Annotated in this window: 7 protein-coding genes; 6 read left to right on the top strand and 1 reads right to left on the bottom strand. The window is 69.4% G+C overall.

Annotated elements, in window-relative coordinates; all coding sequences use genetic code 11:
- Positions 1-79 precede the first annotated feature (79 nt).
- Positions 80-1,939: a hypothetical protein gene (locus ACWGST_RS03075; RefSeq protein ID WP_452045170.1), complete on the bottom strand. Its 1,860-nt coding sequence runs from the start codon at positions 1,937-1,939 to the stop codon at positions 80-82.
- 176 nt (positions 1,940-2,115) lie between these two features.
- Between ACWGST_RS03075 and ACWGST_RS03080 the strand changes: the two genes are divergently transcribed.
- The 6 genes from ACWGST_RS03080 (at position 2,116) to ACWGST_RS03105 (ending at position 13,715) form a co-directional block, all read left to right on the top strand.
- Positions 2,116-4,971 (top strand): hypothetical protein, encoded by a 2,856-nt coding sequence (locus tag ACWGST_RS03080; protein ID WP_452045171.1) that lies wholly within the window; start codon positions 2,116-2,118, stop codon positions 4,969-4,971.
- Entirely contained in the window at positions 4,968-6,968 is a 2,001-nt protein-coding gene (locus ACWGST_RS03085; RefSeq protein ID WP_452045172.1) for a hypothetical protein, read from the top strand. The genes ACWGST_RS03080 and ACWGST_RS03085 overlap by 4 nt, the downstream gene beginning before the upstream one ends.
- 116 nt (positions 6,969-7,084) lie before the next feature.
- The gene (locus tag ACWGST_RS03090; RefSeq protein ID WP_452045173.1) at positions 7,085-7,675 is read left to right on the top strand and encodes a VOC family protein; all 591 of its coding nucleotides are present in this window, start codon (positions 7,085-7,087) and stop codon (positions 7,673-7,675) included.
- A 167-nt stretch (positions 7,676-7,842) separates the two neighbouring features.
- The gene (locus ACWGST_RS03095; RefSeq protein WP_452045174.1) at positions 7,843-10,368 is read left to right on the top strand and encodes a lamin tail domain-containing protein; all 2,526 of its coding nucleotides are present in this window, start codon (positions 7,843-7,845) and stop codon (positions 10,366-10,368) included.
- 135 nt (positions 10,369-10,503) lie between these two features.
- Positions 10,504-11,172: a hypothetical protein gene (locus ACWGST_RS03100; protein ID WP_452045175.1), complete on the top strand. Its 669-nt coding sequence runs from the start codon at positions 10,504-10,506 to the stop codon at positions 11,170-11,172.
- A gap of 140 nt (positions 11,173-11,312) precedes the next feature.
- A complete protein-coding gene (locus ACWGST_RS03105) occupies positions 11,313-13,715 on the top strand; it encodes a hypothetical protein (protein WP_452045176.1) in 2,403 nt (800 codons plus the stop codon).
- Positions 13,716-13,723: the final 8 nt, after the last annotated feature.

A 13,723-nucleotide genomic window follows, 5' to 3' on the forward strand; every position in this document is an offset into this window, starting at 1 on the left:
AACCGTGTGAAGCAGCGACGGTAACCTGTCGAACTCCGAACGCCCGGCCCTCCTTGTGAGGGCCGGGCGTTCGCGTGCATCACATCTGGGGAACGCGGCGGATCCGTCCGCGACGCTTGGGTTCGTCCGTGAGCGCCTGAAGCGGTTTCGGCTCAGCCGCCGCCGCGACCGCTGCGGTGGCATCGAGTTGGCGAATGAGCTCGTCGGCGAGCGCGAGGCTCGCGCCCGTCAGCCTGAAGCTCGGTGCTTCGGATGCCTCGAGGCGCAGCGCCTCATGGCCGCGATTGTATGCCTCGAGAAACTCGGGCAGCGCGGCGACCAGCGAGCGATAGCGAACCCAGCGGTGGTTGTCCCATCCCGTGGCCGTCTTCGGCCCCTTCTCGGGATAGTGCAGCTGGGTGTACTGGTCGACCATGCGTTCCGCCCCCGCACGGCCGCGTTCCGCGAGCAGATCGATCGCCGGACCGTCCATCGCGAGATTGAGGCCGCCTTCCGCGCCCGTGTGATTGATGCGCAGGATTCGGTCGCGATACCCGAGCACGTCGAGGTGGGAACTGTCGGTCCACGTGCGTGCCGTCAGCACCGCGGCTTTGGCGAACCCCATGAGCGCTGGGAGTCCGCGGCCCGGGATGTCGTGATAGTCCGGCATCAGGCCGCCCTTGTTGGTCTTCGCGAACCAGACGTTGCGCCACTGCTCATCGAACTCGGTGTGCACCGTCGCCTTCGGATGGAACGGTCCGAGGTTGATGGCGAACGTCGGGCGCGTCGGGAGCGGCGCGTCGAACAGGTGCAGCGGGAAGTTGCTGCAGAGGCCGCCGTCGGTGAACCACAGGCGCTGGAACGGCGGGTGAGCCTCGGGCTCGTCCGATTCCATGGCGGTGCGCGCTGCTCCGGCCGATCGATCGACCGCCCACAGTGGCACGGCCGAGATCAGCAGCGGAAAGCTCAGCGAGAGACGCGTGGCCACGATCACCGGCAGCTCGCCGCCATCCGGCAGCCGCCGCAGCCGCGGCTCGTGCCCCGCCGCCCACTCGTCTTCTCGACGCGTGTTCAGGTCAGCGGATGCCGCGGCACGATCCGATGCCGCATGCAGGTGGTCGAGCACCCGTCGCGGGAAGAGCCGGCCCCACTCGGCATCCGAGTAGAAGAGGTTGTGCGTCTCGAACGGCAGCTCGTAGGGGCGCGACCGGCTGAGGCAGGTGCCGATCATTCGCAGGTCGATCTGGCGCGAAGCGACCGGAAGATCTGCGCCGCCGCCCCAGAGATCACCGAACGTGAGCGGCGAACCGGTGGCCGGCCGCCCCGCGAGCTCATCGAGGTGGCGGGCGAGCCACTCGGTGAACGCCGAGCCGTCTTGATGCTCGCTGAGGCCGGTGCAGAGGCCGAGCGAATTCGCCGGTACGTCGACCGCGAGCGAACGAACCGCCCCGACCAGCACGCCGACGATCACTCCGATCAGCGCGAGCAGAGCCCCGGCGACGACGAGCAGCCAGCCGGCGGCCGACCAGAGGGCGACTCCGATCGCGATGAACACGATGCCGAGTGCGCCGCCGATCGACGCGGGAAGCCAGAAGCCTCGGAGAAGTGCGCCGATCACGGGCCCGACGCGCTTCGTCGAGGCGGCGACGAGCGCCCGGAAGAGCGGCTTCGTCTTCGGCGTGGGCTGGAACAGGTCGAGGAGCCCGCCGTCGGCCAGCGTCGCGGGGATGGCGTCGAGCGCGGCGAACCCTCCGCTCGAACGACCGAGTTCGGCGGCGGCGCCGAACGCAGCGCCGATCGCACCCGCCGAGGCTCCGCCGAGACTGCGGAGCCGGTAGGTCTTCGCGAACTCGGCGAGGGCTCGGGGATAGATCACGCCAGAGGTGATGCCGCCCTTCATGACGACATCGCATTCGGCGATCGGATGGCGCCAAGGATCAACGGGATCGTTCGTGCTCATGAGAGCCTCCGTGCTGAGAGGTCGGGCCAGTCGTGATGCTAGGAACGTCGATGGCCGGCGGCATCCGGGCCATCACTGGTTTCCCCCTCCGTCCGGGCGGACATTCGGCACTCCGGCGCAGCGTCGAAGCGAACGCGGTCGTACCCTCTGATCGGAGGAGTTGGGGGGAACTTCCGATGAGTGCTGCCAAGCGACTGACCGACCTGATCGACTACACCGCGATCCTGCCGTACGCCAGCGAGATGTTCGGCATCTACCAGCCGCTGCTGGGCTGGAAGTCCCGTCGGATGGAGGAGCGGTTCGGCAGCGGATTCGAGAAGGACAAGCGGCAGCTGATCGACCGGCTCAAGCGGGAGTTCTCGGGCCTCGTCGAGTTGCAGTACGACGGCGACGTGCTCGGCGACGTCCGCATCCGGCCCGGGGTGCTCGACGCCCGAGCCCAGAAGCCCGCCGACAGCGTGCTCATCGAGGAACTCGGGCGCAAACTGCCGACGACCGCGGCGGAGGTCACGCACGACGACTGGCTTGGAGTCATCAACCCAGGCGAGATCCAGACGCTCTTCGACCAGGTCGTCGGCCCCCGCTACATCGAGTTCCAGCGCACCCAACTGAAAGACGACTCCTTCAACCGGATGCCGGCGATGCTCGCCCGCGCAGACGTCGGGCGCTTGAACCGCGCGACGGCCCGCACTGCGTTCGAGTCGCAGTTGCGGTACGAGTCCGCACTCGGCGGGGCCCTGCTGCACCTCGCCGAGACGAAGCAGTACGACACGCTGCGTCAGGTGTTCTACAGTGCGAAGGACAACACCGAGCAGGCGCAGATCGTGCTCGCCGCCCTGGCAGCGCCCGACCCCATCGAGGGCTACCTCGACCTGGAGCACCTCAACCCGCGCGAGCGCGATCAGCTGCAGCGCGTCGCCCTGTCGCCGATCAGCGTCGTGCACCTGTTCCGGCAGTACTTCTTCGAGCTCGACTCGTTCCTCGGCACGCCGGTGGGGCATGTCTGGCTGTCACCGGGTTCCACGGTCGAACTCATCGAGGTGCAGACGCGTCGAACGATCGTCGAGAAGACCCTCGAGCAGACCCTCGAGACCACGCTCAAGGCGGAGTCCGAAACCACGGAGCAGGAGGAGATCAGCGAGGCCGTGAAGGAGGACAACAAGCAGGACGTCAAGTTCGGTGCGAGCGTCACAGCCTCGTACGCCTCGATCGTCGCCAACTCGTCGTTCGACTACAACACGAGCCAGCAGCAGTCACGCGAGGAGACCCACAAGCGCATGCGGCAGCAGACCGAGAAGCTCTCGTCCGAGATCCGCAAGAACTTCAAGAGCACCTTCAAGACCATCACCGAGACCATGGACAGCTCGAGCAAGCGCTACGTGCTCGCCAACTCGACGCAGGAGCTCATCAACTACGAGATGCGCCGCAAGATGCGACAGGTCGCGGTGCAGGTGCAGGACATCGGAAGCTATCTCTGCTGGCAGACGTACGTGGACGACCCCGGCGAGTCGCTCGGCGTCGCCAAGCTCATGCACATCGCCAAGCCCGCCGAACTCGACGGCCTGCACGCACCCGAGGAGATCCCGCTCCTTCAGCCGTTCGCCGAGCAGAAGGTCGTCACCATCCCGTTCATCTCGATCGAGGGCACCGACGCCGACAACGAGAACGAGGTGTATCAACACGGCGTCGAGGTCGACGACTCCGAGTTCCTCGGCAACCTCGAGAAGATCCAGGCCGACTTCCCGATCGAGTGCGTCTGTCCGCGCGGCGACTACGTGCTGCAGAACGTCGAGTTCGACGGCATGGGCAAGCCGGTCTCGGCCTCGCGCTCCGGGGCGATCGCCAACTCCGACAACCGCTCGACGTTCACGCTGCACCTCGACAGCGCCGACTTCCAGGGGCAGAACAGCGTGCAGGTGCAGCTCACCCTGCACTGGTCGCCTGCGGCCGGTGCCAACGACGAGGCCATCCAGAAGAACAAGGAGAACGTCGCTCAGTTCAAGGCGCGCGAGGCGGCCGAGTACCAGAAGGCGTTCGTCGAGAACGCCCGCCAACGGGTCAAGCTCATGCACCAGATCGAGACGCGCCCCAGCGAAGACCTCCGCGAGGAGGAGCGTATCGTCGTGTACCGCAAGCTGATCCAGGACCTGCTCACCAACGGCGTCCCGATGCCCGATGATCGCACCCGGCACATCGTGGCCGAACTCATCAACTCGATCTTCGATGTCGACAAGATGCTCTACTTCGTCGCTCCCGAGTGGTGGCGGCCGCGCCTGCGCGACCACCGGCAGCAGCTCGAGCCGTCGCGGAGCGGCCCCGCGCATCTCGTCGCCAACCTCGACGTCATCGGCAAGGGCGTGCTCTCCAAGCTCTTCGGCGTCACGGCAACCGCGACGGCGGACAAGCTCGCGGGGAGCACGATCGGTTGGGGTGGCATCGATGACCCCGCTCGCGACAACTACTACATCACCGAGGACTCGAAGCCCGCGAAGTTCGGGTCGTCGCTGGGATGGCTCCTGGAGCTCGATGGCGACAACATGCGCAACGCGTTCCTCAACGCACCGTGGGTCAAGGCCGTGATCCCGATCCGGCCGGGGAAGGAGGAGGCCGCGATCAACTGGCTGAAGGGCGTCGAGGGCTTCAACGGCATCACCGACGCCGACCTGTACCAGACCGACAATCCGGATGAGAAGGACATCAACGGGCAGCCTCTGGACGGGCAGAAGATGATCGACGTCATCCTCGACCTCGCCCGCAAGATCCAGCGCAAGCACCGCCAGGGCGTCGAACAGGGCACTTTCCCGAAGGCGAGCGAGGTCGACGACCCCCAGCTGGTCGATGCAGAGAACGTCGTCACCGCCACCCCGATCGACCGGGTCTACGAGCACGGCTTCTTCCCGCTCGCGGGCGGATTCCGGGCGAACGTCACCGGCAACTACGAGATCTTCGACCAATGGCTGGAGATCCTGCCGACGGATCAGGTGGTCCCTGTGGAGGTGCAGTACGACCCGAAGACCGGACGCCAGGTGTGATCGCCGCCGACATCTTCATCGGGCCGCTGCTCCGGCGGGCCGCACCCGACCTCGTGGTCGTCTGCCTCGCGACCTACCGTCCGGTCGGTCTGCGGTTCTCCGTGCGTCGGCATGGCACGACCGACTGGCTCGCGCATGACGACGAGCCGCTGACGGTGCAGGTGACGCCGACCTTGACGTTCCACTTCGCGAGGATCCGGCCGGAGCAGCCGCTGCCGACCGGGGCGGTGCTGGCGTACGGGATCGCGGTCGAGGGGGCAGGTGGATGGGACTACGGACCGTTCGAGCGCATCGTTCGTGAGGACGGGCTCGCCTACGGCGATGCGCCGCTGCCCACGTTCGTGCTCCCGAGACGGCGATCCACGCTGCAGGTGCTCTACGGCTCGTGCCGCAAGATCCACGACACCGATGGCGGCGAACGCGACACCATGGCCGATGGCGACGCGCTCGTTGCGAGGACCTGGCTGAAGCCCGCCGATCGACCGGCCCTGCTCTGCCTCGGCGGTGACCAGATCTACGCGGATGACGTGCACGAGATCGTCCGCGACGAGATCACCATCCTCGCCCAGCGGCTCGAGACCACCCCGCCCGAGCAGCTTCCGGATGCCCCGGGGCTCATGCCGCGCGGCCGCGAGACCGTGCTCAAGAAGAAGGCCAAGTTCACCTCGGACGATCTCGATCGACATGTCGCGACGTTGTGCGAGTACCTCGCCCTGTATGGACTGATGTGGAACCCGCGCACCTGGTACGCCCCGCATCGCGAACTCGACCACTTCACGCGCACCCTGCGGAACGCGCGCCGGTTGCTTGCCAACGTCCCGACGTACATGATGTTCGACGACCACGACGTGACCGACGACTGGAATCTCGACCTCGACTGGATGACGAGCGTGTACTCGGCTTCACTCGGTCGGCGGATCGTGGCGAACGCGCTCATGGCCTACTGGCTCTGCCAGGGGTACGGGAACGATCCGGACGCGTTCGGCGACGATGCCGGAGTGCGAGAGTTCGCCGACCTGATCGAGCAGCGCGGCCGACGCGCCGCGCAGGCCGACGAGCGCTTCTGGCGCTTCGACCGGTGGGAGTTCGCCACGCCCACCGAGCCGCTCGTCTATTTTCTCGACACGCGCACCCAGCGCGGCGCCGAGGACGACGACCGCGGCGGGATGAAGCGGGGGGCGCCCGCGTTCCTGAAGCGGGTCGCGTCGTGGGATGCCACCATGCGCCGCCTCCAGGCGTGCCTTCGCAGCCAGGAACCGTCACTCCCGCTGGTGCTCGTCTCGCCCGCACCGGTGTTCGGCTTTCGCTGGGTCGAGGCGCTGCAGGGATTTCTGACGTTCTTCGTCGGCGCGTACAAGTACGACTACGAGAACTGGGCTGCGAACGAGGCCCACTTCACGGAGTTCCTGCACCGCCTCGCCGGGCGCAACGTCGTGGTGCTGTCTGGCGACGTGCACTACGGGTTCTCCTCGACCGTGAAGTACATCGAGTTCGACGCCGGCAGGTCGCGGGCCAGAGGTGCACGAACGACGCCGACCGGCGGCCTGCCCGCCACCCCGAGTTCGGCGGGAGCTTCGTACCGTCCGACCTCCACCGCGCAGTTCGTGCAGCTCTGCAGCAGCGCGATCAACAACTATGCGGGCGGCGCCTGGACCCGCATTCCGGCCTGGCTCAGTCGCACGCAACCGGCTACCATCCTGACCGAGGACGGCACCACGGTGGCGGGGCGTTATCGCGACGGGTTGTTCGTGTTGATCGACTTCGACGACACCGACCCCGGGCATGTCGCTCAGGTCGTCCGGACGCCGCAGGAGGTGCGGCCCGTCAGCCTGTTCCGGCAGCGCATCAACGACGAGCACAACTCCGGCTACCTCGGCGAGCACAACCTCGGGCACGTCGTGCTGCGCGGCACGACGGTCGAGCACCGGTTCCTGACCGAGAAGGGGGCGCGCTCGGAACATCGGTGGGACTTCTCGAACCCGCGATACTGGGACTGACGGCGAGCGCGTGAAGGTGGATGCTTCGGGCGGCGAGTCGATCGTGACATCCATGCCGCTCGCGATCGTTTCGCTGCCGCTGGCGGCGGCCGAGCCGCCGGGCCAGTATTGACAAGATGAACCGCGACCAGGTCGCCGACATCATCGGGAACTACCAGGCGTTCGCTGCTCAGCAGCGCGACCGCCTCCTCGCGCGTGGGATCGACATCGCACCGTACGAGCTGGGCCACCTCGCCTTCCGGGTGCCGGAGTGGGAGCAGTACGTCCACGTGCGGACGCTGCTCGAACGTCACGCTGTCGCGAACGTGGAGGGTGTCTGGAACGGGCGGCCGATGTCCATGATCCTGCTCGCTGAGCCGCTCCGCGTGCTCGACGGCAAGGTGATCCCGCTCATCGAGCTCATTCCGCCCGTGCACCAGCGCGTGTACAAGATGGGCATGGAGCACATCGGGGTGGTCGTCGGGGAGGAGGTCGATGCGTTCTCCCGTCGGCATCGGGAGGTGCTGACCGGGCAGCAGTTCCAGAACGAGTGGAACGAGCCGTACTACATCCTGTTCGAGGACTTCACCCACGTGAAGTTCCATCGCCGCTCGCTGCGCGAGGTGATCGAATTGCAGGGCGGGGCGTTCGATGGCATCCACCATGTCGACGGCTGGGTGCCGCAGCGGCTGGTGACCGCAACCGGGCCGAACCCGTTGCCGCGCTGAGCGTCTCATCCGAAGGCGAGGAGTTGATGCGCGGCAGGTAGGCGGTCGAAGGCGCGCGATGTCCGGCCGTGTGAACGACGCCGTGCGTTCATGACGTGGACGCATTCCGGCCACCGGCGAACGGTCGAATACGAGCGACCCCCGTTCAGCCTGACAGGAGCGCCCGAATGTCGTTGCCCCGTCCCGCCCGCCGAAGCGCCGCGATCCTCGCGACGCTCGCGGTCGCCGCCTCTGGAATCGCGATCGCCGCGACTCCCACCATCGCCCTCGGCGCCGAGCCCGGCGTCGTCGTCAACGAGATCTGGTACGACGGATCGCCCGCCGACGCCATCGAGCTCTACAACGCGTCCGCGGCATCCGTCGACGTCTCGGGCTGGCAGGTGCAAGACGACAAGCGCACCGAGACCGGCACCATCCCCGGCGGCACGACGATCGCACCGGGCGGATACCTCGTGCTCGCGAAGGACGCCTCGCCGCTCGGGTTCCCGTTCGGACTCGGCAAGGGCGACGCGGTGACGCTCCTCGACGCCGCCGGCACACTCGTCGACAGTTTCGCGTACGAGGCGACCGCACCGCTCAGCGACTGGTCGCGCTGCGCCGACGGCGGCGAGTGGGCCCACGCCACCGAGGTGACGCTGGGCGCGGCCAATGTGTGCTCCGCGCCTGCGCAGCCGGGCAGCGTGCTGCTCAACGAGATCGACTCGGGCCCGGCCGACTGGATCGAGCTGATCAACCCGGGCACGCACGACCTCGACCTGTCGGGCTACGAGATCCGCGACAATTCCGACGACCACCGCTGGTTCTTCGCGCCGGGTTCGACGATCGCGGCCGGCGCTCGACTCCTCGTCGAGGCCTCCACTCCGGGTGTCGACGCGGCCGGCGCCGCGCAGCAGTTCCAGGCGGCCATCGGCATCGGCGGGTCGGACTCCATCCGGCTCTACGACGACGCAGGCGTGCAGCTCGACACGTACTCGTGGACGGGGCATCCGGCCATCGACGGCGACGAGGCGATCGCGAGCTGGGCGCGCTGCCCCGATGCGACCGGGAGCTTCGCGCTCGCCGAGGTCACGCCCGGCCAACCCAACACCTGTGTGCTGCCGGCCGTGGCCGTCAACGAGGTCGAATCGAACGGCGACGCCACCGACTGGGTCGAGGTCGTCAACACCGGCTCGCAGCCCGTCGATCTCTCGGGCTGGACGCTCATGGACAGCGACCCGATCGGCCACGCCGCCGACGTCACGCCCATTGCGGCCGGCACGACCCTCGCCCCCGGTGCATTCTTCGTGTTCGACGGCGGCGCGCACTTCGGCTTCGGCCTGGGCGGGGCGGATATCGCGACCATCCGCAATGCCGCTGGGCTCACGGTCGTCGAGTACGCGTGGACCGACCACGCCGCGCTCACCTGGGCGCGCTGCCCCGACGGCACCGGCGACTTCGGCGACGCATCCGTCGCGACGAAGGGCGCGTCGAACGCCTGCGGCGACGGCCCGGTCGACCCGGTCGACCCCGATGTCGCCGTGTGGCCCGGTGCCGCCGAGGTCACCGTGATCGACGAGACGCCGATGTTCGAGGGCGACTCCTCGGGCCTCGACGCACAGGAGACGCCGGACGGCGTCGTGCTCTGGGCGGTCGACAACGGCACCGGCACCTTCTGGAAGCTCGACGCGAGCGCCGACGGCTCAGTCGCCTTCGCTGACGGGTGGACCGCGGGCAAGCGAGTGCGCTTCCAGCGCGACGCCGACGACCCCGCTGCGGCGGGGCCCGACGCCGAGGGCATCACCATCGACGACGACGGCCGGCTCTACATCGCCTCCGAGCGCGACAACTCGAACAAGGGCGTCAACCAGAATGTCATCCTCGCGCTCGACCCCGAGGCCGCGGGCCCCGATGTCGTCGCCGAGCAGGAGTGGGATCTCACGGCGTCACTGCCGCAGGTCGCGGCGAACACGGGTCTCGAAGCCGTCGAGTGGGTGCCGGATGCCGCGCTCGCCGGCCTGCTCGTCGACGCCAATACTTCGGCGCCGTACGACCCGGCCACGTACCCCGGCCACGGCGACGGCCTCTTCTTCGTCGCGGTCGAAGACAACGGCGTCGTCTACGCCTACGCCCTGAACGCCGATGGATCGAGCCGACAGATCGCGGCGATCGACCCCGGCCTCGGCGGCGTGATGGCGCTCGACTACGACACCGTGCTCGACCGGCTGTGGGCACTCTGCGACAACGGCTGCGAGGGCCGTGGCGCCCGCATCGCCTTCACGGGCTCGGCGCCGACGATCGAGCTCTTCGCCCGCCCCGCCGGCATGCCCAACCTCAACAACGAGGGCTTCGCCACGGCCCCGGCATCGCTGTCGACGGCCGCGGCTCCGGTCGCCCGGGTGAGCGCGCTCGCGGAGGACGCGGCGACGGCACGCCCCGCCTGGTGGTTCGCCGACGGCGAGCAGCCCGCTGCCCTGCGAGCCGGCACGGTGCCGGGCGCGGTGCCGGGCGGGGAACCCGGCGGCGAGCCGGGAACGCCCGGCAGCGGCGGCGGTGGAACCGGCGACGGCCAGGCCGGTTCGGGAACGGGAACGACCGGTGCGCTCGCGTCGACCGGCGTCGATTCCGCTCTCCTCACCCTCGGGCTGTTCGCGGTACTCGCGGTCGCCCTCGGCGCGGGCATGCTGCTGCTCGTCCGACGGCGGCGGAACGCCTGACAGCGGCGGCGAGCGGATGTCGCGGGCCACGAGGCATCCGCTCGCTGCCGCCCACCGGGGCGGGTGGTGACAGCCGGCCGGGAGCTGTGCCATTGTGAGCAGCGACGCACGTCCGAGCGGCGACGAGGGGGGCTCATGGGGGAGGAATCGGCGACGGCGGCTGCTGCACCGCCAGCGCCCCCGCGCGCGCCCGTGTCGCGGTGGCGGCACCGGCCGTTCATCGAGATCGTTGCGGTCGCGATGCTCTCGGTCACGGCGATCCTCACCGCGTGGTGCGGGTTCCAGGCCTCGAAGTGGAGCGGCGAGCGGGCGATCGCGTTCGCCGAGGCATCCGCCGCGCGGGTCGAGGCGGCCGATGCCGACGGGCAGGCCAACGAGGCGCGGCTGGTCGACCTGATCGTCTACGCCGAGTGGGTGACCGCGACCGCGCAGGGCGAGGCGGCGCTCGCCGAGCAGATCGAAGAGCGGTTCACGCCGCACTTCGCGGTGGCCTTCGACGCGTGGCAGGCGGGCGGCGAGGTCGAGCAGGGGCCGTTCGCGATGCCCGAGTACGTGCCGCCCGGCACCGCGGAGAGCGCCGAGCGCACGGCCGTCGCCGACGCGCGCTTCGCCGACGCCCTCGAGTACACCGAACGGGGCGACGACTACTCGCTGCTGACGGTGCTGTTCGCGCTCGTGCTGTTTCTCACGGCGATGGCCCAGCGCGACATCCACCACATCGCGGCGTGGATCATGCTCGGCCTCGCGGGCGCCATCGCCGTCGGCGGCTTCATCCTGCTGCTCACCTTCCCTGCCCTGTTCTGAGTCGGTTCCACGGTGGTCGCGCCCCCCGAAAGCGGGTGAGGATGTCTCAGTGTCGGCCCTGTCGCGGCGAGCCGGAGCCTCACTAGACTCGCGCCAGACAGCGACGAGCGAGCCTCGCAGGGCAAAGGCGGGCGACCAGAATGCAGCAGCGCAGGGGAACACGACGGGTGCGGGTGTCGGCGGCGATACTCGCAACCGGCACCGCGTTCACGCTCGCCGGCTGCACCGCCGAGGTCGGCGACGGCTCGTCGCTCAGCTCGTGGACCGCCGCGGTCGGCACACGATGGCACGCCTTCGTCGACGCCGTGCTCGTGCCGCTCGGCGACGCACTGCTCGCGATGCTCGTCGCCTGGCTCGTGCTCGCCGTCGCCGCCCGACTCGTGGCCCTCATGCCCGGCGTTCGCAACCTCGCGGTGACCCGTCGCACCGGCGCGACGCTGCGCGCCGTCGGCTGGTCGCTCGTCGCGCTCACCCCGGTCGTCATCGTGATCGCCACCGCCTACGCGAGCGACGGCTTCGCCGCCTGGCTCGTCGTCGCGCTGCCGCTCGCGCTCGCCGCGGTCGCGGTGCTCGGCCCGGGGCTCGCAAGCCGTTCGCGCCTCGACGCCAAGGTCATGGGATCCGACGGTTCGGTGAACACCGCATGGTCGATCGACGCCCTCAACCAGGTGCGCAACGCGAACCTCGACGACCCCACCGAACGCGTCGAGCGGCCGAGCACGCCAGACCTCGGCGAGTTCATCGCGATCGCCGACCGCAGCGGCAGCGGCATCGCCTCGGCGATCGCCTGGCTCGTGCAGGTGCTGTTCAACTCGGCGCCGTGGATGCTGCAGGTGACGATCCTCGACGAACGCTCGGGCATCGCGACGCTGCGGCGCAACGGCAGCCCCGTCGACGAAGCCGAACTCGAACTCGAGTGGGAGACGGGCGAGGCAGACCAGCACCGCAAGCTGCTCGCCCTCGCCGCGGGCTTCACCGCGATGACGATGGCCGAACGCTACCCCGACGTGCGCGGCTTCTATCGCGCGACGGGCTGGAAGTCGGTCGGCCTGCTGGCCCTCGCCCGCATGACCACGGGCGCCGAGCACCGCCACTACCTCAGCCGGGCGATCGAAGAGGACCCGACGAGCATCCTCGCCGAATACGACCGGGTGTACGACCGCTTCGAGGGGCTCGGCGACCGGGCCGCGCACGAGGCCTTTCTCGACCGCCTCGAACCCATCGTGAACCAGGCCGCCTGGCTCTGCGACGAACCGCAGGTGTTCGAGCACGTGCCGCCGAAGGTCTGGCACACCTACGTGCGCACCGCGGCTGCGACGGGCGGGCACCGGCTCGACCCCGCAGACGTGCACGCCGCGCTGCGACCGATCCGCACCCGCATCGACGCCCGCCGGCGTGCGCGCCCGACGAGGCCCGAGCCGCACGCGATGCTGCTGCGCAGCCTCATGGCCTACCTGACGGCCGCCCGCAACTGGTCGGCGTACGTCGATCTCGCCGGCACCGGCTCCGGCAACGGCTCCGGCAACGGCGGTGGCGCCGCCGGCGACGAGGACGCGGCGCGGCGGCGCGAACGCATCCGGGGCGCAGTGGTGCGCTACATCGAGTTGCTCGAGCACCAGACCGGCGGGCAGCGCCGCGACCCGAATCGGGTGCTCGCCCGCATGCGCGCACGCGCCGCGCTCGGGTACGTGATCTTCACGCCGGGCGTCGCCGACGAATGGGCCCGAGCGGATGCCGCGGCTCACCCCTGGGCCACGGCACGCGCGTCGTCGCGGTTGCCCGACAAGCACGAGACCGAGGCCCGCGTTGCCGCGGCCGCCCGTCGCTGGATGCAGGACGCGAGCGGGTCGCTCGAGGTCGAGATCCGCTACTCGTGCGCGTGCTTCACCGCGCGCCACGCCCTCGCGGTGGCCGCACCCGAGCAGCACGACGCCCTCGTCGAAGAGGCGATCAGCGGCATCCGCTATGCCAGACAGGTCGACTTCTACCAGCGCGAGGCGGCGCGCGATCCCGAGCTCATGCTGCTCGGCCGCGAACCCCGCATGCGCGAACTCGTGCTCGCTCCGATCGATTCGCCGTGGCAGATCGCCCGATTCGCGGCGGTGCGCGAGCGGCTCGAGCAACGAGGCATCCTCGACCCGGCGGCCATCGCCGACGATCCCGGCCTGCTCGGACTCGTCGACACCCTCGGTCTCGGCGACGAAGAGCTCGCGCGGCTCGTCGACGCGGCCGAGATGCTGCGCGCCGGCCTCGCGACCGACGAGGGCTGCCTCGGCCGCACCGAACGACTGCGTGCGGTGCGCCACCTCGTCGACAGCGCGGGCTACTCGGTGCGCGCGCTCGACGGCAACTTCGCCGAGGAGTTCGACACGCTGATCGACGCGGTCGCCCGCGCGGTGCTCTGGGTGCCGACCGCCGACGAGCTCGAGAACATCGCCCGCTACATGGTGGGCCTGCTCACCCGGCTGAACGCCGCGACGATCGACGACGAAGCGCCGCCGGACCCTGAGGGGCCGACGGCGCTTCTCGCGGTGGGGCGCTGAGTGCAGTG

The organism is Agromyces sp. NPDC055520, assembly GCF_053619715.1.

What these genes read in the sequence shown, in the direction of transcription:
- ACWGST_RS03075 (WP_452045170.1), bottom strand. Translation starts at nt 1,939, where the DNA reads ATGAGCACGAACGATCCCGTTGATCCTTGGCGCCATCCGATCGCCGAA.
- ACWGST_RS03080 (WP_452045171.1), top strand. Translation starts at nt 2,116, where the DNA reads ATGAGTGCTGCCAAGCGACTGACCGACCTGATCGACTACACCGCGATC.
- ACWGST_RS03100 (WP_452045175.1), top strand. Translation starts at nt 10,504, where the DNA reads ATGGGGGAGGAATCGGCGACGGCGGCTGCTGCACCGCCAGCGCCCCCG.
- ACWGST_RS03090 (WP_452045173.1), top strand. Translation starts at nt 7,085, where the DNA reads ATGAACCGCGACCAGGTCGCCGACATCATCGGGAACTACCAGGCGTTC.
- ACWGST_RS03105 (WP_452045176.1), top strand. Translation starts at nt 11,313, where the DNA reads ATGCAGCAGCGCAGGGGAACACGACGGGTGCGGGTGTCGGCGGCGATA.
- ACWGST_RS03095 (WP_452045174.1), top strand. Translation starts at nt 7,843, where the DNA reads ATGTCGTTGCCCCGTCCCGCCCGCCGAAGCGCCGCGATCCTCGCGACG.